Origin of the sequence: Vibrio sp. 10N.222.51.C5 (assembly GCF_041474575.1) — a bacterium.
GTDB classification, from domain to species: Bacteria; Pseudomonadota; Gammaproteobacteria; order Enterobacterales; family Vibrionaceae; genus Vibrio; species Vibrio crassostreae_C.
On sequence record NZ_JBFRUJ010000041.1, the window covers coordinates 15704 to 38619 of the forward strand.

General features: G+C 46.4%; 10 protein-coding genes. 8 read left to right on the forward strand and 2 right to left on the reverse strand.

Features of this window, described 5'->3' with window-relative positions:
- Nucleotides 1-113: 113 nt before the first annotated feature.
- From AB4558_RS13635 to AB4558_RS13645, 3 genes are read left to right on the forward strand one after another with little or no spacing between them, the layout of a single operon-like run.
- On the forward strand, nucleotides 114-1760 hold the full coding sequence (locus AB4558_RS13635; protein WP_372158867.1) for an ABC transporter transmembrane domain-containing protein: 1647 nt from the start codon (nucleotides 114-116) through the stop codon (nucleotides 1758-1760).
- Nucleotides 1757-4009 carry an ABC transporter transmembrane domain-containing protein gene (locus tag AB4558_RS13640; RefSeq protein WP_102320574.1) on the forward strand — a complete coding sequence of 751 codons (2253 nt, stop codon included), beginning with the start codon at nucleotides 1757-1759 and terminating at the stop codon, nucleotides 4007-4009. Before AB4558_RS13635 ends, AB4558_RS13640 begins: the two co-directional genes overlap by 4 nt.
- On the forward strand, nucleotides 4002-5315 hold the full coding sequence (locus tag AB4558_RS13645) for an HlyD family type I secretion periplasmic adaptor subunit (protein WP_372074854.1): 1314 nt from the start codon (nucleotides 4002-4004) through the stop codon (nucleotides 5313-5315). Before AB4558_RS13640 ends, AB4558_RS13645 begins: the two co-directional genes overlap by 8 nt.
- Nucleotides 5316-5391: 76 nt before the next feature.
- Here AB4558_RS13645 and AB4558_RS13650 read toward each other — a convergent pair whose 3' ends face one another.
- Nucleotides 5392-14397, reverse strand: coding sequence for a VCBS domain-containing protein (locus tag AB4558_RS13650; RefSeq protein ID WP_372158868.1), 9006 nt, complete (start codon nucleotides 14395-14397; stop codon nucleotides 5392-5394).
- 234 nt (nucleotides 14398-14631) lie between these two features.
- Between AB4558_RS13650 and AB4558_RS13655 the strand changes: the two genes are divergently transcribed.
- The 5 genes from AB4558_RS13655 (at nucleotide 14632) to AB4558_RS13675 (ending at nucleotide 22206) form a co-directional block, all read left to right on the forward strand.
- Nucleotides 14632-15096, forward strand: a complete 465-nt coding sequence (locus AB4558_RS13655) for a hypothetical protein (protein WP_372074755.1) — start codon at nucleotides 14632-14634, stop codon at nucleotides 15094-15096.
- A gap of 99 nt (nucleotides 15097-15195) precedes the next feature.
- A complete protein-coding gene (locus AB4558_RS13660) occupies nucleotides 15196-16638 on the forward strand; it encodes a TolC family protein (protein WP_372074799.1) in 1443 nt (480 codons plus the stop codon).
- Nucleotides 16639-16649: 11 nt separating this feature from the next.
- Nucleotides 16650-18392, forward strand: a complete 1743-nt coding sequence (locus AB4558_RS13665) for an efflux RND transporter periplasmic adaptor subunit (RefSeq protein WP_372074757.1) — start codon at nucleotides 16650-16652, stop codon at nucleotides 18390-18392.
- On the forward strand, nucleotides 18389-21532 hold the full coding sequence (locus AB4558_RS13670) for an efflux RND transporter permease subunit (protein ID WP_372074759.1): 3144 nt from the start codon (nucleotides 18389-18391) through the stop codon (nucleotides 21530-21532). Before AB4558_RS13665 ends, AB4558_RS13670 begins: the two co-directional genes overlap by 4 nt.
- Nucleotides 21533-21636: 104 nt before the next feature.
- Complete coding sequence (locus tag AB4558_RS13675; protein ID WP_372074761.1) at nucleotides 21637-22206, forward strand: cupredoxin family protein; 570 nt, start codon at nucleotides 21637-21639, stop codon at nucleotides 22204-22206.
- Nucleotides 22207-22332: 126 nt separating this feature from the next.
- On the opposite strand, the gene AB4558_RS13680 is transcribed toward AB4558_RS13675, so the two are convergent.
- Complete coding sequence (locus AB4558_RS13680) at nucleotides 22333-22590, reverse strand: hypothetical protein (protein WP_102320742.1); 258 nt, start codon at nucleotides 22588-22590, stop codon at nucleotides 22333-22335.
- Nucleotides 22591-22916 lie beyond the last annotated feature (326 nt).

The window sequence follows — 22916 nt, forward strand, 5'->3', positions numbered from 1 at the left end:
TAGAAAGATCTGTGTCATATTTATATTGAAAAACACGTTAAATCAGTCCGTTACCTTGCAATACTCAACATGGTGTACCAATCTTATTTCATAAGCATGGATAAGGATTGTGTATGCCCGCAAGTTCAATGAAAAACAAAGGGGTGGTGGGGAAAGTCTTACTGCCTTCTTTACTCATAAATCTTCTCTCTCTCGCCGTTCCGTTAACGGTTTTGCAAATTTACGATCGTATTTTACCTAACCAAAGTTACGGTACTGCCACTTTGTTGTTGGCGGGTGCAGCGTTGGCTGTTGCCATGGAAGCATTGATCCGGTTTGTGCGTACTTGGCTTTTGTCAGCCGCGGCCAGCAATACCGAGAAAGCGACCTATCAAACTTTGGTTGAAAGAGTAACAACGGCTTCATCAGGCCATCTCCGCCACATTGGTGTTGGCGGCGTGGAAGAGGGGCTTGGTTCTGTATCCAAAGTCAAAGATTGGTATTCCGGTGGTGTGATTGCAGGCTTTATTGATTTGCCTTTTGCCTTGATCTTCTTGGGCTTGGTGGCTTACATCGGCGGTGAGCTGGTGGCGATACCTTTGGCAGTTTGGCTGATTACTCTCGGAATCGTTTGGTTATCTTCTATTCGCGTTAAAAGCTTAAGTGAAGAAGCTTCCCAAGATGAGCAGGAGCGAAAAGCGTTCTTGATTTTACTGAGCCAAACCATTCAAGGAATCAAACGTCAGGCTGTTGAGTCTCGAATCTTCAATCAGTTTAAATCCCTCAATAACGTTCGCTCTCAGTCTAAAGCGAGAGAAGAAGAACAGAACGCCTTTGCCCAAGAATGTATTCAGCTTGCCGCATTAGCCACGTCAGTTTTACTCGTAATTACGGGGAGCTTGTGGGTGTTGGATGGTCAGTTAACTACTGGTGGCTTGGCGGCATGTTCTATCTTATCTGGCAGAGCGGTTGCGCCTTTGAGTGCTCTGGTTGGGGTTAGAATCAAGCTTAATTCAATACACAGTGCCAATCAGGCAATAGAAAAATTGAGTGACTTATCATTATCGGAATCTTCAGATTCTGAGCAAGTTGAGAACCACTTATCTGACTTTGAGACGTTGGAAATCAAGCAAGCGACCGTTGAAAGATATGGTGAACTCTCTCATGCAGATGTCACACTGAATAAAGGTGAGTTGGTTTTGTTAGAGAGTGAGGATCGCCACACCAACAGTCATTTATTGTCGTCGATTGCAGGTATTGATGATCTAACAGCGGGTGAGTGCTTCATTAACGGAGCTGCAGTTTCAATCGCATCCGTAACCAATATTGCTGCCTACTGTGGCGTTAAAGGGCAGTTGGTGTCGGGTACTATTCTCGACAACTTGTGCGGGTTTGACCCTGAGAAAACGCAAAGCGCCAGTGACTATGCAAAGCGTTTGGGTTTAACCAAAGAGATTACTCGATTACCCGATGGACTAGAGACACAAATTGGCCATACGAGTGCTTCTTTGTTGAGTATGGGTAACGTGAAAATGCTCAATATCGCGGCTCAATTGGCAAGTGATAAACCCATAATCATGTTGGAAAGGCCGGATTCTTCACTTGATTTAGACGCCCTTGGGAATCTAGCTAAGGTGTTGGAAGAAGAAGTAACGGCAGGACGCACGATACTGATGGTGAGCTACCATTCGAAGCTTCGCGAATTTGCTAATCGAATCATTACAATGGAAAGTCGAGCTATTACGGTCGACAGCGAGAGCAATCAGGAGGCCGTTGTATGAATCGTTTAGATATTGGTAACCCTTCAGGTACGAACAACCGTGCAGATACCAGCGGTCGACAAGAGGTGATGAATCATTTAGAAACCGAGAGCCTTTCCGTTCTTAAGCAGTTGGAAGTTAATGCTAATATCCAGTTGTTCGCACATCAATGGGTCGATGAAAATGGCATTGAATCAATCGACGATATGTTTGCCTTGTTCGACAGGCTTGCACTGCCTTATCGCTTGGTTGCCAACCTAGATGAAGTTGGTGAACATAAATTGGTCTTACTGGTACTTGGTGAACATGAGCTGGTCTCTGGTCATTTGGAATCCAAGCAATTTGTTGCCTTTAATGCCAATAACGACATCACCGATGTCCCTCAGTTTTGTATTGTTATCGAAGGGTCACCATTAGAGAAGGCCTCTCCTGATTGGGTTGGTGAAAGGTTACATGCGTTTCGCCCCATCATTCCTAAATTGTTATTGGTCAGCTTTATCACTAACTTATTTGCGCTTGCTGTTCCCTTCATCACGATGTCGATTTATGACCATGTGATTGGTGGTGATGCAGGGCATGAGTTGCAAGGTATCGCCATTGGTGCGGCGTTGTTGTTTGTGATGATGGGTTGGTTGAGAACATTACGTAGCCGAGTGTTTGCTTCAGTTTCCAACCGAGTAAGTCGTGAGATTTCTCAATCCCTCGTGCAGCGTCTGCTTCGTAATAGCTATGCTCAAAATCAGCAAACAGCTTCTTCTAGTCAGCAAAACCAAGTGATGTTGTCAGAGCGTATTTCAGGTGTGCTATCGGGGCCATTAGGAAATGCGTTATTTGACCTACCATTCATTCTAATTTTTGTACTAGCGATAGGAGTTTTAGGCGGATGGTTGGTACTGGTTCCAGTCGTCTCTTTAATCCTTTATTACTTGCTAGCAAAACGCTCGATACGCTCTAGCAGCAAGCGCTCGATGCAATCGACAGTCGCAGGTACGAATCGTCAAAACATGACTAATGAGCTGTCATCCAAGCTTGCCTTTATTCGCAGTGCTGGATTCTCAGAGCACTGGATTCAACGTTTCAAAAAAGCCAATCTTCTTGCTTCAACAGTGACCTTTAATCAATCGGTTCTCCAGAGTCGGTACACCTCGATTTACTATTTCATTGGTGTGGGCTCGACACTCGCCGTGATGGGGTTAGGCATAGGACTTATTTTTGAACAAGTGATGACGCCCGGTGGTTTGATTGCTTCAATGATGTTGATATCTAAGGTGACGGGTCCTGCTCAGGTGTTGGCAAACAGCGCGATGCGTTTTAATAGCTTTAATCAATCCAAGCTGCAAGTGAACCGTATTTTGTCTCAGCCGTCTGAGCGTGAATTCAGTTACCAGCATCACCCGTTACCCGTGGTAGCGCCTAACTTGAAATTAGACCAAGTGACGCTGCGCTATCCCAAACAGAGTCGCCCCGCTTTGAATGGTGTGAGTTTTGATATTGAAGCCGGTGAAGTTGTCGCGATTACCGGCCCTTCTGGGAGCGGTAAATCAACATTAATTGAAGTGCTGTCTGGCTTGCAGCCTATCCAAAATGGCATGGTCGAGCTTGAAGGCGTTAACCTCGTTCAATACGACCCGCAGCTTTATCGCCACTGGTGTTTCATTCGAGCCGCATATCCTGATTTGCTTACGCTGAGTATTCGAGAGTGGCTAAACGACGGTCACAAAGTCGAAGATCAGAAAATGATCTCTGCAATTGAAATGGTCGGCGGAAAGCGTTGGTTCGAGACATTATCAGGTGGGCTCGATACTTCCATCAGCAGTATTCAGCCGGACAGCCTTTTTGACATGTTGTCTGGCAGCGTCGCGCAGATCCTAATTGATGCAAAAGCGCTGGTTTATGACTACCCAATGTTCTTAATGGATAATCCTGTGCCTGATGCTCACCCAAATGCTAAACGTATATTTGGTGAGTTTGTGCAGTCGAAAAAAGGAAAAGCAACGGTGATTTACACGTCCCACGATCCGGATTTAATCAAGCTTGCCGATAAAGTGGTGGTATTAAATGAAGGTGCAGTGGTTTATGCCGGTCCATTAGAGCCGGAGCAGTCTTCGAAGCAGGAACAGCCTTCAGAGCCTCAAGCTTCTCAAGAACCGCAGTTATCTGAGCAACCGTTATCTCAAGAGCTACAGCCGTCAACTCAAGAGGCGTCTGCTCAACAAAATGCAGCCCAACAAGAACAATCAGAGTCTAAGCAAGGAGTCGCTAATGACTAAACAATCTATCGAGAAGGGCAACCGCTACGGTGAGCTTGTTGAATCACAAAATACGGCTCGTACATTGGCGCTGGCCACATGGTCGGTTGCCTTATGTGTTATTGCTTTTGCCACTTGGTCTGTAGTCACTCAAGTTGATGAAATCGCCAAAGCCAAAGGTGCTGTGATTCCGGAAGGCGAGAAGCAAGTATTACAAAGTGCGATTGGCGGTAAGTTAAAGCAAATTTTTGTTAAAGAAGGCCAGTTGGTAGAGAAAGGCCAGCCGCTTGTTGAGTTTGATGCCACTTTCCAGCGTACCGCCCTTGAAGAGCTAAAGTCCCAACAAGTGACGCTTCTAGCCAGTGTGGAACGTATGAATGCGCTGCTTGAGCAACGTGAGCCTAACCTTGCTGAGTTTGAGGTCGATTACCCAGAGATCGTCAGCCAGCAAAAAGCGCAGCTGAACGCGCAAAAAGCCCTCTACTTCCAAAAGCGTGTGGTGCTTGAGAAAGAGAGCGAGCAAATTGCAGAGCAGCTTCGTAGCGTAGAAAAGGCCTTGCCGAGTTATGAGAAAGAGTTAAATGCGACTAAGCAAGAGTTGAACATACTGGAGAAGGGTTATAAAGCGGGTAACATTTCACGTTTACGTGTGCTTGAAATGCGACAAAAATTGGCCAGTATCGAACAGAAAATCGAAGAAGCTCGTGGTAAGAAGTCGGTATTGATTAGACAAGCTGACAGTAATGACCAAAAAATCATACAGCTTCTGGCGGAAGCGAAAGCTAAAGTGAGCGATGATCGTTCTAAAGCCGTATCTGACTTATCAGCATTGAATGCTAGAGTTCGTTCAAGCCAAGCTAAATTGACGAACACTATGTTAGTGTCACCGCTACAAGGCTTGGTGCAAAGCATACCAAGCACGCAGGATGGTGGTGTTATTCAGCCGGGTGGCACGGTAGTTGAAATTGTGCCTGTCGGAGGGAACGCTGACTTCAAAGCACGTTTGTCCCCAAGAGATATTGGTTTTGTGAGTGTTGGGCAGCCCACTCGAGTCAAGATTGATGCGTTTGATTACAGCCGCTTTGGGGCTTTAAAAGGGGCGGTAGAGAGTATTTCACCGACCACAAGTCAAAGCGAACGTGGCGAGATCTATTATGAAGTTGTAGTGTCGGTTGATACGCCTTACTTCCGTGATAACCCTGAAAGCTTTTCCATACTGCCGGGTATGACGGGTGAAGTAGACATCACAACTGGCGAGAAGTCGGTGTTCCAATACTTATGGAAACCGATTTATACCAATGTTAGCGTGGCGTTTGGAGAGAGGTAAAGTCCTCCACTCTGGCTTGCATAAAAAAGGAGCACATGCCGTGCTCCTTTTTTTATCTAACCGAAGGGGTGATGTTCTAGTTATTTGGGTCTATGTCAGGCAGTCCGTCAACGTCATTATGATGGTGTAAAGAATCATCAATAGATGGGTTATCGGTATGGTGAGACAGCCCATCACTCATACCATCGTCAGTTTGCTCAGCCCCATAAGCACTCTCGGCATCACTGAAAATGATATCGATATCATGCGCTACTGGTACATTGTGTGACGGTGAATCTATAGACGGCGAGTCAGCATTAATACCCAGAGCGTCTAGGTAAGCATGGGCACCAGAACGCTGTTCGTGTTCGCCTATCGCTGTATGTTCTAGGTTTGCCGTCACCTCATCAAAATTAAGAGTAACTTCATCAGGGGTGCTGAAAGAGGCATCCGGTTCATCCGCTTGGCTCATGCCGGGTGCTGGAGGAGGTGGTGGAGCGATTGGCGATAAATCCATGCCAGTTAGTGTGGTTTGGTCAATGTGATGTCCGCTGTTTCCATGGACGGATTGCGAGTGCAAATGTAGGTGCACCGCGACTTGTGAGTTTTGATCGCCTCCTAGGGTTAAAACAAACGAGTCGGTTTCGTCTGTACCACTACCGTAAGAGCCTCCTGTATGTGTCTTAACGACGCCTGATGAAGTTTGTTGGTAATCGTAACTCAACTCTCCGGTTGCAGGATTGACATGCAAAGTACCAAATTGACCGTGTAATGCAGTGAGAGAGTGTCCGTGGTGATCTGATATTCCCCAGCCTGTCATTGGCGTAGGCGTTCCTTGGTGAATAATTGGAGGAATTCCGATTGAGGCATGCAGGTCCTGATTGCCTGCACTGCCGGTAATTTTTGCAGGGGCAACTAGGGTTGGCATTGGTGGAACATCGCTGTGTCCATCAATGCGCATTTCAACTTCTTGAGTTGTAATGCCCCCGTGTCCATCATCGACTAATAGAGAAAACTTATCGGTCAATTGTTCACCATTATTTAAAGCATTAACATGGCTATTGCTGTTATTAAGTGTGTAGACCCAAGTTTGTGTATTGCTATTATAGGTAACAGAACCATACTGTGGCTGATGTTGGCTATCAATACTGACAGAATGTTGATCGCTATGATCAACATCGCTGATAATAATTTGCCCAGAGGTCGCATTTGCAACATCTTCATCAATGTTATGTGCACCTGCGATAACTTCAGAAACTGTTGGTTTATCATTAGTGCCATGCACATTGATGGTAATAATTTGTTTATCACCACCAGCGGTCGTTACTTCATATTGAACCTGCTCGACTTGCCCTGCCGCTAAGTGCTGAATATTGGCATTGGGAACCGAATAAGCCCAATCACCGGCTTTTCCAATGGTCAGATGACCGCCATAGGGATCACTGATCGCATGGGCATTACGAGTGTCGTAAAAATGATCTTCACCGGCATCAGGATCGATAACATTCAACACGCCAGTGACAAATATCGTATGTTGGGCATCACCTTGTACGTGGCGATCTTCTGTTATTTGACCGCTTTTATCTCCGGTGAAGATCGCAGCATCGCCAACTGCCGAGAGTGTTGTTGATGCGCCAGTGTGGGTCACACCACCGTGAGCATCTTTAACATCATAGCTAAAATGCACTTGGCCGTTATAGTCTTTATCTGGGGTAAACGTGAAGGTGCCATCGGCATTTAATGCAATAGCACCGTGGTCAGCCTGTAGGTTTTCAATGGATAATTTGCCAATATCGTTGTCGTCAACATCGCTAGAATTGGCCAGTAGCTGTGCTGGGGTGAGGACTATCTGGGTATCTTCTAAGCCATTCGCTAAACGTACTTCAGCTGATGCAACTGGGGCATCATTGGTGCCATGAACGGTCACTGTGATATCTTTTTTAGCACTGCCATCAATAGATTCAACGGTAAAGGTTTGCTGGAAGCTTTCCCCTGCGCCTAAATGTTGGACTTTATCATTGTCAATATCGTATGACCAATGGCCCTTTGCGTTGATATTGAACCGACCACCTTCGGCGGTGGTGATGGTTTGTGCAATAAAACCGGCTTGGTCGTGATCGGGGTCAATCACGTGTAACGTGCCACCACTGCTGAGCTGATTAGTGGTATTGCCAAAGGAAGTGTGATCTTCGTAAACATGATTATTGAGGCTGGAGTAGGGCGTTACTTCAATTTTTGCTTGGTTATCTTCACCGGTCACCTTCACCATAATGGTGAGCTTTTGACCATCATTGGTTTCGATTTCGTAGGGGAGCTCCATCGACTCGCCAGCATGTAGGCTACCAATGAGATCGTCCGCATGACGATTGGTAACAGCTTCTAATCTGAATTGATAAGTGCCATTAGGCCAAACATCAAGGTGACCAGGCTCAACCCCTTGGCCTAAATACTTCCCGCTAAAAACAAACTGAGTGTTATCACCACTATCAGGGTCAATTAGCTGAAGCTGGCCTCTATAGAATTTAAATTCACTATCCAGCGCTTGTGTTTCAGTGAGCTGAATGACATTAGAAACCAGTGTGGCTTTATCATCTGTCCCGGCAATCGTAAGCGTGGCGGTTTGTTGCGTACTTCCACCATGGCCATCTTCTACTTGATAGGTGATAGCGATTTGTTGCGACTGACCATTTGCCAAATGATTAAATGCGGGATCAGTGGCATCAACAATTAACGTATGCCCATCAGCATCTAAGGTAATGCCCGTTGGAAGTTGGCCCGACTGAGGTTGACCATCGATGGCATATTCAAGGTGGCTGATGGTTAAAGCGTCGCCCTCTTTATCTGTGGCGCCTACTAGCAGATTGAGGGTGTGATGATTATCGGCCCCCTCACTGACACTGTCGGTTAAAGGCGTCACATCAGGGTTGTCGTTAACCGCAGCTAAGTTGGTGGTTGCACCTGTATGTGTAATACCACCGTGGGCATCCTTAACGTCATAGCTAAAGTGTACATCGCCGTTATAGTCTTTTTCTGGGGTAAAGGTAAACGTGCCATCGGCATTGTTTAGAATGGATCCATGGTCAGCATGCAGGTTTTCAATGGTTAGTTTACCGGCGTCATTGGCATCCACATCGACGGTATTCGCTAACAGTTGCGCGGTGGTTAAGGTTTGGCGTGTATCTTCACTGCCATTTGCAAGCACCACTTCAGATGAACAGTAAGGTCTGTCGTTACTGCCGTGAATGGTGATGACAATATCGTGTGTTGTACCATCTTTTGAATGGACTGTAATCGTATCGGTTAAGCTTTGCCCTTCACCAAGTTGGTCAATTGCAGTGCCACGCGTTGTGGGTCTAGCACCTATACCTGATAGATGCCCGGCATCGGCGTGATAATGCCATGTACCGTCATTTTGTAGAATCAGATCTCCATAGGTACCGTGGTAGTCGTAACCATTGCTACCTTGGCGTTCAAATCCTGACTCGCCTACATCGGGGTCTGTAATGGTCAGCTTGCCATCGGCATACAGCGTTTTATTGCCAAGTGTGGCTATGCCTGGTTGAGCATAGTCAGGTGACATGTCGACACCCGCGCTGTTTTCGGTTATTGAACCAGTATCAACGCCAGTGATAATTGCAGCATCACCCACTGCCGCGAGCGTGGTTGATGCGCCAGTGTGTGTTGTACCACCATGCGCGTCTTTCACATCGTAGGTGAAGTGGACGCTGCCGTTGTAATTGTGGCTTGGAGTGAAGGTGAAGGTTCCATCGTGATTGTCTTGAATCGAGCCATGGTCAGCATGCAAATTAGCGATAGTGAGCTTACCTGCATCGTTGGCGTCTACGTCAACAGTATTAGCGATTAGCTCGGTTGCTGTGATGGTTTGAGCAAGATCTTCTTTACCGCTGTTCAGTTGCACTTCACCAGAACAATACGGACGGTCGTTATCGCCATGAACGGTGACAACAATATCGTGAGTGGTGCCATCAGCCGATTTGACGGTGACAGTATCCGTTATCGATTCACCTTGGCCGAGGTGATCAATCTTTCTACCTGTTGCGTCTTGGCCTATGGAAGCGTAGTAGCTCCAATCTCCGTTACTCTGAAGTATGACACGACCATGAGTGCCGTAATAAACGCCGGTTTGGGCATGGCTTTCACCGGAGTCTGGATCAACAATGTTCAGGTGACCATCAGTGTGTATTTCGTCGTTCCATAATTTGCCGATGTTTCCATGCATATGATCTGGTGAGCGATCATCGACGTAGCCACCAGACATTGTACCATCTGGTGCTGTATAGGTATGCCCTTCATGAACATCTCCAGTATAGACACCGCCGATAACGGCAGAATTATTAACCCCTGTAATCGTTATTGAGAGGTTTTGAGTGCTGCTCGCATTATGCTCGTCTGTGACTGTTACTGGAACAGTCAATGTCTTCGTGACACCTGATGCTAACGATTGATAGCTAGAGTGAGCAGGATCGAAGCTATAACTGCCGTCCGGACTAACCACCAAGCCATCAATCTGCGGTGCGCTGTAAGTCAAGGCCGCACCGGTATCAATATCTTGGCCAACCATTTGTCCATTTAGAACGCTTTCACCTTCAGTCACTGAGTGGGACTGAGCATTGATGGTTGGGGCATCGTTGGTACCATGAACCGTTAGCTCTATCGTGTGTGTTGTACCATCTGCTGAGCGTATAATGGCTGAATCGTGTTTAACTTCGCCTTGCGCTAAGTTCTGTATATTGCGGTTGTCGAGGGTATAGGTGTAGTGACCGTCGCGCATGAGCAGTATGTGCCCACCCAGTTTGGTGTCGTAGCCAATACCTTGATAGGTTTGTGAGCCTATATTCGGATCAAACTGTGCCTCTCCCTTATCAGGGTCTTGGATGTTTAATCTGCCGTCGTAATGCAGTTGGTAGTGGGTATCTATATAGCCGCGATCTTCAGTTACTCCCCGTAAGTCTGCATTGGCTTGTGCGTCGGTAATAATCGCGTTATCTGGAGTTGCGATAAGATCAAACTTAGCTTGAGTGCTGACGCTGCCCCCATGGCCGTCAACCACATCATAGGTGAGTCGAATCTCACCATTGAAATCTTTATCTGGCGTGAAGGTATAAGTGCCATCTTTATTATCAGTCAGGCTACCGTGTGTCGCTTGCAAATTTGTCACGTGCAATACATCGCTACTATCCACATCGCTTGCATGTGTTAGCAAGTCAGAAGCCTTGATGGTTACGGGTTGATCCTCTTTACCCGCAGGAAGCTGAGTCCACGCACTGACAATTGGTTTGTCGTTGCTGCCTTGCACATCGATAACGACTTTATGAGGGACTGTCGCTCCTGTTGAATCGGTAGCGGTGATCCAGAATGATTCAGACTGATGTTCACCAGCCGCGAGTTTATCCGCGGCACCGCCGGTTGAATTGTCTAGCTGATAGTGCCAATGACCATGCTGATCAATCGACAGCGTTCCCCATTGACCTTGGGGTTGATTGATTGCCCACGTAACGGTGTCGGACTTATCTATATCAGTCGCGATTAAGCTCCCTGTCGCATCGGGGTTTCCTGCCGTGTTCAAGCCCTGTTCGATCACCGCGCCACTTGAGGTACCTGAGATAGTAGGGCGGTCATTGGTGCCATTAATCGTCACTTTGATGGTCGAGGGTGTGCCATCAACCGACGATACCGTGAAGGTCTCTTCGACTTTATCGCCGACATTCAATTGATTAAACGCGCTGTTGGCGGTGAAGAACCAATGACCATTGGCATCAATAGTCAGGTCACCGTTGGTGCCAGTAATCGAATCCGGTGTAAACGCATTATCTTGATTATCCACGTCGGTACTGGTCAATGTTCCTGAAGTCGTTACTGCTTTGTCGGTTTCATCGATGGCAACGGTCGCGCTACTGACAGTAGCGGCGTCGTTAGTGCCGTTAATCGTCACTTTGACCGTTGACGTTGTGCCATCAATAGACGAGACAGTGAAGGTCTCTTCGACTTTATCGGCGACATTCAATTGATTAAACGCGCTGTTAGCTGTGAATACCCAATGACCATTGGCATCAATGGTGAGATCACCGTTGGTACCGGAAATGGAATCGGGTGTGAACGCATTGTCTGGGTTATCCACGTCGATACTGGTTAGGGTGCCTGAGGTGGTTACCGCTCTGTCGGTTTCATCGATGGCGACGGTCGCACTGCTGACAGTAGCGGCGTCGTTAGTGCCGTTAATCGTGACTTTAATGGTCGAAGGTGTGCCATCAATAGACGAGACAGTGAAGGTTTCTTCGACTTTATCGCCGACGTTCAATTGATCAAACGCACTGTTGGCGGTGAACAACCAATGACCATTGGCATCAATAGTCAGGTCACCGTTGGTGCCTGAAATAGAATCCGGCGTAAACGTGTTGTCTGGGTTATCCACGTCAGTACTGGTGAGGGTTCCAGAAGTTGTTATAGCGCTGTCCGTTTCATCCACACTGACTGTTGCGGTACTGACTGTCGCTGCATCGTTAGTACCGTTAATCGTGACTTTAATGGTCGAAGGGGTGCCATCAACGGAAGTGACGGTAAAGGTTTCTTCGACTTTATCGCCGACGTTCAGTTGATTAAACGCGCTGTTGGCGGTGAATACCCAATGACCATTGGCATCAATAGTCAGGTCACCGTTGGTACCGGAAATGGAATCGGGTGTGAAGGTATTATCTGGATTATCCACGTCAGTACTGGTTAGCGTACCTGAGGTAGTTACCGCTTTGTCGGTTTCATCCACACTGACCGTTGCGGTACTGACCGTCGCTTTATCATTGGTGCCATTAATTGTCACTTTGATCGTTGACGCTGTGCCATCAATAGACGAGACAGTGAAGGTCTCTTCGATCTTGTCGCCGACATTCAATTGATTAAACGCGCTGTTAGCGGTGAATACCCAGTGACCATTGGCATCAATGTTGAGGTCGCCATTTGTGCCTGCAATGGAGTCTGGAGTGAACGCATTATCCGGATTATCGACATCGGTGCTGGTTAATGTTCCTGAAGTCGTTACCGCTTTGTCGGTTTCATCGATGGCAACGGTCGCACTGCTGACAGTAGCTTTGTCATTAGTGCCATTTACTGTGATAGTCACTTGATGCGGCGTGCCATCAGCAGATTGAACCGTGATGGTGTCGGTAGCGGTTGCTCCTTTACCTAATGCTTGAACGGCAGGGTTTTTATTATCAAGATCGTACGTCCAAGAACCAGTATCGGTCAGATGAAGCGTACCAAACGAGCCTACGATATCGGTGTGAGAGAAGTGTGCCTCGCCAGTATCCACATCCGTTACCGCAAGTGTGCCCGAGGTCTGAAGTTGGGACTCTTCGGTTACCACTCCAGCACTTGTTCCGCTTATCACGGCTTTATCATTGGTGCCGATAACGGTAATTGTAATTTGATGAGGAGTGCCGTCGGCGGAGTGGATGGTTATGATGTCTGTTGTCGCAGAACCTTGACCAAGAGCTTGAACTTGTGGTTTTTTATTATCTAGGTCATAGGTCCAATCGCCATTGTCTTTAAGGTGTAAAGTACCCAGTGTCCCCTTGAGGTCGGAATTAGAAAAATGCGCCTCTTTTGAGTCGATATCGGTGATGTTGAGTTGGCCCGAAACCGTTAGGTTTTTATCTTCAGTAACTTGGCTTGAGCCATTACTTTTCCCGATAGCCAAAAACGAACTTGGTGAATTTGCTGTACTACTCGTGATTACCGCATGGTCGTTGGTGCCATTAATCGTAACCATAACTTGATGCGCTGTGCCATCAGCTGAGTGAACAGTGACGATGTCTGTCGCAGTTGAACCTTGGCCAAGTCTTTGAACTACTGGGTTATTGTTGTCTAAACTGTATGTCCACGCACCGTCTTTGGTGATGCTTAGCGTACCGAAATTACTAGTCACTTGTGAGGCTTGAAAGTGGTCCTCTCCAAGATCAGAGTCCGTTACCGAAAGCTGCCCTTGAACTTGTGTCGTTAAATCTTCAGTTAACCTGCCAGCATCCACACCCGTAATTACGGCATTGTCGTCGTTTCCGCCAATCGTCATATCGATCGTTTGCGGTGTGCCATCTTTGGTGTGAATTGTGAAACTTTCATGCAGTGAAGTGGCTGCGGTTAAAGCTTGAACATTAGAGAGCGAGTTATCAACTTGATACTGCCAATGTCCATCAGCATCGATAGTTAATGAACCATATTTACCTGAGATAACTTCCGGCGTAACCGAACTTTCATTTTGGTCAGGGTCTATGACATCGATTTTGCCGTTCGCATGTAACAAGCCTTGTGAATCAATATTGTGATCTTCTGTTACCACACCTGTTAAGTCTCCAGAAATATTTGGCGTGTCTTGCTTACCTGTTACCGGTATCTGAACAATGATGCTCGAGCCATTAGATAGATGTAACGCAAAATGGTCAGTACCTGGTTGGTGCTGATTTAACAGGATGTATTGAGGAGAATTTGGATTCAATACGAATGTGTATTGACCATTTGCATCAACATGAAGCTCTCCGTACGTACCTTTTATGACTTCTGGCATAAAGGTGACGGGTAAAGCGGGCGTCGTAGGCGCATTCGAATGAATCGGCTGACCGTTACTTCCTGAGGAGATAGTCGGCATCGATACCGAAGGAATGTAATGGACTTGCGGGTGAGAAAGCGTCGATAAATGATGAGAAGGAACCAAGTGAGAGCTCGAACCATGGGCGGCATGACTTGCACTTAAGGTTGAGTTTACGTCGTTGTCACTCGTCTGAGCTTCTTGGAGAGCAACCGCTGATGAGTCTGTTTTTCCATGGTCGTCGCTGACATCTTTTTCTGTCACGTTATTTACGGGTAGCTGATCTACGGTATCGCCCGAGCTGTCTGCACCCTGGGCAGACGCGTGTTTAGCCAATGATGGCAGTATCATCATGAGTGATTGAAAAAGTGGGATATTAACTTTTAGGTGTGAATGCAGTCTGCGCTTCTTTTTTTGTGTTGGTTTCTTTTGTTCTAGCTCGTTACTTTTCTTATTTTTGATTTCTGTATTTTTCTTGTTTGCTTCGACGTTTTTTTTGTTAGCCATTTTTCTCATCCGTGAATCGTGGTTGCACTATATTAAGTAAAATACACAGATAGAGGTTTCGCTAGCTAATTGGATAATTTTTAAAGAAAAAAACTGTAAAGTCGAAGAATTATCTCGTTTTGATGAAAGAGAGGATGAATACTTTTTCAACGGTCAGGTAAATATCGGCACAATGACATTGACCTTACCCTAAGGGGAACGTTTATAGTTGCGTTGTAAATTCAAAGGTAAACTATGACAAACACATTCCGAAAAACTTGGATTATTGTTTTCAGCATCATTGCGATGTTGATGTCTAGCTATGCCTCAAGCTCCTCAGCCTTGATGACTGAAGTAATGATGATGGAAATGGGGTCTAGCAAGTCGGCTTGTTACCACAGCGATACTTCGGTTAATGATTCAATGGCAGGGTGTCATGTGATGAGTGAAGAAGTACACGCTGAAGACTCTAACATGAGTGCCCATGCTTTGATGGCTCAATGCGATATGTCTTCAATGAGCGAAGACAGCGACCACATGATGGGTAACCATTGTTCGGGTGCCGATTGCTGCGCCTCAGTATGTTCTGCAACTTGCTATCCAATTCAGGCTGTTCAAGTCGCGAATCCATTTGTCTCTTCTTTAGCTCGTTTTCAATCTGTCATTATTGGGCAGAAAGTCGCACGTGCACAATCTTTGCTACGCCCACCTTCCGCATAAATCTATATCTAAAAATACAGCTCTATCAGTTAGATAAATCTGATAAGCCATTCTTTTTTATGCGCTAATTAGCGTTAGATATGGACATTCATTGTGAATATGAAACCAACAACCTCTGTGTTTGTCATGAACACGAGCTTAGTGGTTGCTGCTGCCTTGCCTATGGCCTTGTTTTCAAGTGCTACGCTCGCGGCTACCACTGCGTCAGCTTCAAATGCTCAAGATATTTCAGCACATGACCAAGCAAGTTCGACGCAGCAACTCAATACACTGATTGAGATTGCTTTAAGCGAAGATGGAAATCGCAAACAGTACTTTGCTCAGTCTCAAGCGATGCGAGAAACGGGCATTGCCAACGCGACCTTAATGGACCCGAAATTGAAAGTTGGATTTGGCGGTTTGCCTGTCGATAGCTTTCAATTCGACGAAGACCCGATGACTAATATATCGGTAGGGTTGATGCAGCAGTTTGAGCGTGGCGATACGCTTAACCTCCAACAGAAAAAGGCAGGCCAACAGGCTGATGCTTTAGCTTTGCAGGTGCAAGCAAGAGAATTGACGGTTGCGAATAGCATGACGCAGCTTTGGCTTGAATTGGGTTACCAGAAAGTCGCAGAAGGTGTTATGCGTGAAAATCGTCGTTTGTTGCTTGAGCTTGAAAATTATGTACAAACCAATTACTCGATTGGTAAAAGTGAAGCACAAGATCTGCTTAATGCTCAGCTTCAAGTGAGCAAGCTTGATGAGAAACTTCAGGCAAACCAACAGGTTCAACGACGTTTAATCTCTCAGCTTTCTGAATGGTTGGGTTCTGATTGGCTAGGCTCTCAGGTTCTTGATTCTCAGGGCACATTGAATGCAACTAACCAAATCGATTGGTCATTGTTAGAAAGCAAATTAGCGACCAATACCGATTCAACCAAGCACTACCAGCTACTGACTGACCATCCTTTGGTTAAGATCTCCGATGTCAGTATTTCCTCCAATCAAACTCAGGTTGAGTTAGCCGAGCAAGCTTATACCCCGCAGTTTGGGGTAGAAGTGATGTATGCGTACCGCCAAGCCAATAACATGGCGGGTGAACCTGCTTCTGATTTGGTGAGTGCTTATCTGACAGTCGACATTCCGCTGTTTACGGGGAATCGACAAGATAAAAACTTATCGGCTGCTCAGTATCAAGTTGGTGCGGCTAAATCTCAAAAAGACACCTTACTTTCCCAAATGAACGCGCAAGTGAATGCATTGCTGGTGGACAGATCAAATCTGATCCAGCGATTAGATCGCTATCAAACGTCCTTGCTTCCTCAAACCGCAGCACGAATCAGCGCGGTTGAAAGGGGCTATCAAAACAATACCGCTCAGTTTAACGATGTCATTTTAGCAACGACCGATGAGCTGGCGCTTAAGTTAGAGCAACAACGTTTGATCACCGATCTCAACATCGTTAACAGCAAACTGGCGGCGTTAGTCAGTGGCTTTGAATACCAAGTAAACCAACCACAACTCAATTCAAGCGCAACTAAACACACAGCCAATCAATAAGGGAATAGACAATGAGTTCAGTAAAAGTAGCAACAATCGCTTTATTGGTCGGTGGTGCAATGGGTTTTGGTGTGAATCACTTTGTCGTTGGGTCAGCACATAACATGTCAGCAATGGCAACGAGTACAGGCGCCGAAGTAAGTAAACAAACCAAGGATGAGCCTTTGTATTGGGTTGCTCCGATGGACCCAAATTATCAGCGTGATAAGCCAGGTCAATCGCCAATGGGGATGGATCTTATCCCGGTGTATGCCGACGATGTGAACGGCGGAGCTAAAGATAAGCCCGGAACCGTGTTTATTGATTCTTCCGTGGAAAATAACCTTGGCGTGAAAACCGCACAAGTCACACGAGAAGCGCTATCACCGCGCATTGAAACCGTGGGTTATGTGGCGTTCGATGAAAGTACATTGTGGCAAACCAACGTAAGAGCAGCTGGTTGGGTTGAGAAGCTCTACATCAACGCAGTGGGTGAGAAGGTAAACAAAGGTGATGTACTTTTCACACTCTATTCTCCAGAGCTTGTTAAAGCACAAGAAGAGTTGATCAGTGCTTATAAAACGGGTCGTAAAGGTTTGATCAAGGGCTCGACTGAACGCTTGGTCACCCTAGGTGTAGATAAAGCGCAGATACGATCCATCGCTCGTAAAGGGAAAGCCTCGCAAACCATCGAAATCAAAGCGCCAGCCGATGGTGTCATCGCTAGCCTGAATATTCGAGAAGGTGGTTATCTTTCACCTGCACAAGCGGTGATCAGTGCTGGCCCATTAGGCGAGGTATGGGTTGATGCTGAGGTGTTTGAGCGTCAAGCGCACTGGATCTCGTCAGGCAGCAATGCGGTGATGACGCTAGATGCCATTCCCGGCAAAGAGTGGTTGGGTAATGTCGATTACGTGTACCCAATCCTTGACCCAAAAACTCGAACCTTGCGCGTTCGTTTGAAGTTCTCCAATCCAAATGGCGAGCTTAAGCCAAATATGTTTGCCAATATTGCGCTGAAACCCATCAGTGATGAAGCCGTTCTTACTATCCCAAGATCTTCGGTGATTCACTCCGGTGGTATGACTCGAGTGGTGATGTCAAAAGGTTCTGGCAAGTATCGCTCTGCTCGTATTGAGGTTGGTCGTGAAGCTGGCGAAAAAATAGAGGTGCTTCAAGGGCTAGAGCAAGGCGAAAACATTGTCACTTCTGCACACTTCATGTTGGATTCTGAATCGAGCCAATCAGCTGATCTGTCACGCATCAATGGTGTTGAGGAAGAAGCGGAAACCGTATGGGCAAACGGTGAAATTTCCGATGTTATGCAAGGCAGCCGTATGGTGACGATTAACCATCAGCCTGTTCCAGAATGGGATTGGCCGGGCATGGTGATGAATTTCACCTTTGTGGAAGGCTTGGACATGAGTGACGTGCAACGTGGTAAGGCAATTGACTTTGAGATGAGAAAGACAGAGTCAGGGCAGTACGAGGTTGTGGATTACAAGGTGAACAAACACAAGATCGCTGGCGAAGTTTGGGTAACGGGTGACATCACTATGTTGATGGCAGATTTTGGCATGATCACCGTAAAACATCAGCCAGTCCCTGAGTGGAATTGGAAAGCGGGTGAAATGAATTTCCAAGCCAGTGATGACCTTGATTTATCTGAGTTTTCCGAGGGTCAAACCATTCGGTTTCTAGTGGCGAAGCAAGGTTCTGATTATGTGCTCAAATCTCTCGAACCGACGAATAGCACGGGTGAGGGCGAACTATGATCAATGCAATCATTCGCTGGTCTATTAGCAACCGCTTCTTAGTGTTGGTTGCTACTGTAGCCATCGTATTTGGCGGCTTATACAGCGTTAAAAATACACCTGTCGATGCCATTCCTGATTTGTCAGATGTTCAGGTGATCATCAAAACCAGTTATCCGGGGCAAGCCCCACAAGTGGTCGAGGATCAGGTGACCTATCCATTGACCACCGCCATGTTAGCTGTACCGGGTGCTGAAACAGTTCGTGGCTACTCGTTCTTTGGTGATTCCTATGTCTATATCATCTTCAATGACGATACCGATATGTACTGGGCGCGTTCACGAGTGTTGGAGTACTTAAGCCAAGTTGCACCTAACTTGCCATCGAGTGCCAAGCCAACACTAGGACCCGATGCAACTGGTGTGGGCTGGGTTTACAGCTACGTGTTGCAAGATAAAACAGGTCAGCACGACTTAGCGGAACTTCGTAGTTTGCAAGATTGGTTCTTGAAGTATGAATTGCAAACCGTAGAAGGCGTGTCTGAAGTGGCGACCGTTGGCGGCATGGTGAAGCAGTATCAAGTGCAGATTGATCCGGCCAAATTACGTGCTTATGACCTAACACTTCAACAGGTCAACAAAGCAATCCAAGATGGTAATCAAGAAACCGGTGCGTCTGTTGTTGAGATTGCGGAAGCCGAGCACATGGTTCGTACGACGGGTTACCTGACAAGCATTGAAGACATTCAATCTTTGCCGCTAAAAGTAACAGACAAAGGCACACCGCTGTTACTGGGTGATATTGCTGACATTAACCTTGGACCGCAAATGCGTCGTGGTATCTCGGAACTCAACGGTGAGGGCGAAGCGGTTGGCGGCGTTATCGTGATGCGCTTTGGTGAAAATGCCAGTGAAGTGATCGACTCGGTTAAAACCAAGCTTGCTGAACTGAAAGCTGGCTTACCTGATGGTGTTGAGATTGTCGCGACTTATGACCGTTCGACTTTGATTGATTCAGCCGTTGAAAACCTTTGGAAGAAGCTGGCTGAAGAGTTCATCGTGGTCGCCGTGGTGTGTGCGCTGTTCTTGTTCCATATCCGCTCGTCGTTGGTTATCGCACTAAGTCTGCCTGTTGGTATCTTAGGTGCATTCATTGTGATGCATTGGCAGGGTATTAACGCCAATATCATGTCTCTTGGCGGGATCGCGATTGCGATTGGCGCCATGGTGGATGGTGCCATCGTGATGATCGAGAACGTTCATAAACACATTGAACGGACTCCGCTCACTGACAAAAACCGTTGGCAGGTGATTGGTAAGGCAGCAGAAGAAGTTGGCGCTCCGCTATTCTTCTCTCTGATTATCATTACCTTGAGTTTTGTGCCTGTGTTCGCGCTAGAAGGGCAAGAAGGCAAGATGTTCTCGCCACTTGCCTTTACCAAGACGTATGCGATGGCGGCAGCCGCTGGTTTGGCTATCACGCTTGTGCCTGTGCTAATGGGTTACTTCATTCGCGGTAACGTGCTGCCGGAACACAAAAACCCAGTCAACCGTAGTTTGGTCGCGATGTACAAACCGCTTCTGAACCTCAGCCTAAAATATCCAAAGGTGATGATTGTTATCGCACTTGGCTTAATGGCGTCTGCTTATTACCCAACCAGTAAGCTTGGTAGCGAGTTTATCCCTCCTTTGGACGAAGGGGATTTGATGTACATGCCAACCACCTATCCGGGTATTTCAATTGGTAAAGCGCGTGAGTTGTTGCAACAAACCAATAAGCTCATCAAAACCATTCCAGAAGTCGAAACCACGTGGGGCAAAATTGGTCGAGCAGAGACAGCAACCGATCCTGCACCGTTAACCATGATTGAAACCGTGATTCAGCTTAAACCGCGAGATGAGTGGCGTGACGGTGTCACTACTGAGTCTCTGCGTAAAGAGTTTGATGATCTGATTCAGTTCCCAGGTTTAACCAATGCGTGGGTTATGCCAATCAAAACCCGTATCGACATGTTAGCGACTGGTATCAAAACCCCAATCGGTATCAAAATCGCTGGCCCAGAGCTGAGCGTGATTGAAGATATTGGTTCGCAACTTGAACCCATCCTCAACGGCGTGAGTGGTACAGCTTCTGTCTACGCCGAGCGTGTTGCGGGCGGTCGGTATGTGACGATAGACATTAAACGTCGCTCAGCTGCGCGATATGGCTTGAGCATTAAAGAAGTGCAACAGGTTATCTCGACGGCGGTTGGTGGCATGAACGTGGGTGAAACCGTTGAGGGGCTAGAGCGTTATCCAATCAATGTCCGTTACCCACAAAGCTATCGTGATTCTGTCGTTAAGTTGCAGAACCTGCCGTTAGTGACACCAAATGGAGCGCGAATTGCTTTATCTGATGTTGCAGATATTCGCTATGAAGATGGGCCACCAATGATTAAGACGGAGAACGCGCGTCCTAATGGTTGGGTGTTCGTTGACATCGAAGGTCGCGACCTTGGTTCTTATGTTGCAGAGGCGCAAACAGTCGTTACAGATCAAATCGTCTTACCTGCTGGTTATTCATTGGCGTGGTCTGGTCAATACGAATACATGGAGCGTGCGAAGGAGCGTTTGAGTGTCGTTGTGCCAATCACCATCGCCATCATCATGTTGTTGCTCTACTTCAGCTTCCGCCGCGTCGGTGAGGTGATGATGATCATGCTGACATTGCCACTCGCAATGGTGGGTGGTTTATGGCTGATGCATGTCCTCAATTACAACTTCTCCATTGCAGTGGGGGTGGGCTTCATCGCCCTTGCCGGGGTAGCTGTTGAGATAGGTGTGATCATGTTGGTCTACCTAAACCAAGCATGGCACTACAAAAAATTGGATGCGGAGCAGAACCAGCAAGAACTTCAGAGTGAAGACTTAACGGATGCGATTCGTGAGGGTGCAGGACTGCGTGTTCGCCCAGTGATGATGACAGTACTTACGGTGATCATTGGCCTCATTCCAATTATGTATGGCGAGGGAACGGGCTCTGAAGTGATGCAGCGAATTGCCGCGCCGATGATAGGCGGAATGGCGTCGGCACTGTTGCTTACCCTACTGGTTTTGCCTGCAATCTTTAAGCTCTGGAAACAGCGTGAGATTACGCATAGCCAAAACGAGACAAAAAAATAACGTATTGACTATTAGCCCTTACTTACCAAAAACAGAGAGGTAAGGGCGCATTACATGAACATGTGAAACCAACAAAACAAACAGAATATATTTAAGGAACGACCATGAAAAAGACACTAATTACTATCGCTTTAACAATCACCGTTTCAACAGCATTTGCTGCAATGGATCATTCAGCTGGTGGCCATTCGAATATGGACCACTCGATGATGAAGAGTGGAGAGATGGATCATTCAAAAATGGATCACAGCATGATGAAGGATGGAAAGATGGACCATTCGATGATGAATATGGAAGGCATGTCTGAAGTGGGTATGCCTGCGACAGGCGCAAAGCCGGATAAAGTGGTTCATGTTCTGTTAAGTGACGATATGAAAATCACATTTAAGAACAAGGTTGATATTGAGCCAAACGACGTGGTGCAGTTTGTTGTGATGAATACGGGCAAGATTGATCACGAATTCTCGATTGGTTCTGCTTCAGAGCAGCTAGAGCACCGTGAAATGATGAAAAACACGGGTAATCACGCCCATGACTCGGGTAGCACAGTTACAGTTAAGCCGGGTAAAGCGAAGCAATTGCTGTGGCATTTCCATGGTGATAATAACGTAGAGTTAGCGTGCAATATCCCTGGTCACGCTGAAGCGGGTATGGTGAAGTCGTTAACGCTTTAGACGTTAATCAATAGCGCTTTGTTGAATTAGAAATTCAATGAGGGCTAGAAAATTAAAGATAAGTCTTAACTTATACCTAAAGCGCTTTGCTGTGAGGGATTCGCTGAGGCTTATCTTTATTTATAGTCACTGTAGCAAGATAGAAGTTTCAAGCAGATGGTGTGCTTCGCCGCTCAGATGCGGTAGCTCTGCCATGATCTTTTTAAACTTGTCATCGATTGACTCTGCTTCATTCAGCGATCGAAAAGCCAGTACAGCCTGTTCAGGCTCGCTGTTCACATAACCTTTCAATGTATCTAGCTGAATTTTATTGGCATTTTCAACTTTTGCTAGCGCGACATTAATTGCTTCGATGCTAATTGTTAACTCATTGCTTTTAAGCATTTTTTATTATTTATGGGTTGTTGCTAATGCGCGCACATTAACACAATGATTTTTGCAGATATTGACCAAGATTATTAAATTGGAACAATTTTGAAAATCATTAAAAGCTGAACTGCAATGTGTGATTTGGATAGGTGTCAGAAATACGAAGCGAATTAAGGAGTTAATAGCTTTGGTTGGTCAATCTAAGCTTAAACAAAATAAGTTTAATCAGTATAGATTTAATGACTATGGATTTAACTAACGGAGAAAGTTTTTGAATAGCGTGTCGCTGGAAGAAAGTGCGTAATGAAGCTTAAGGAGAAGTTGGAGCGTGCAGCGGGAAT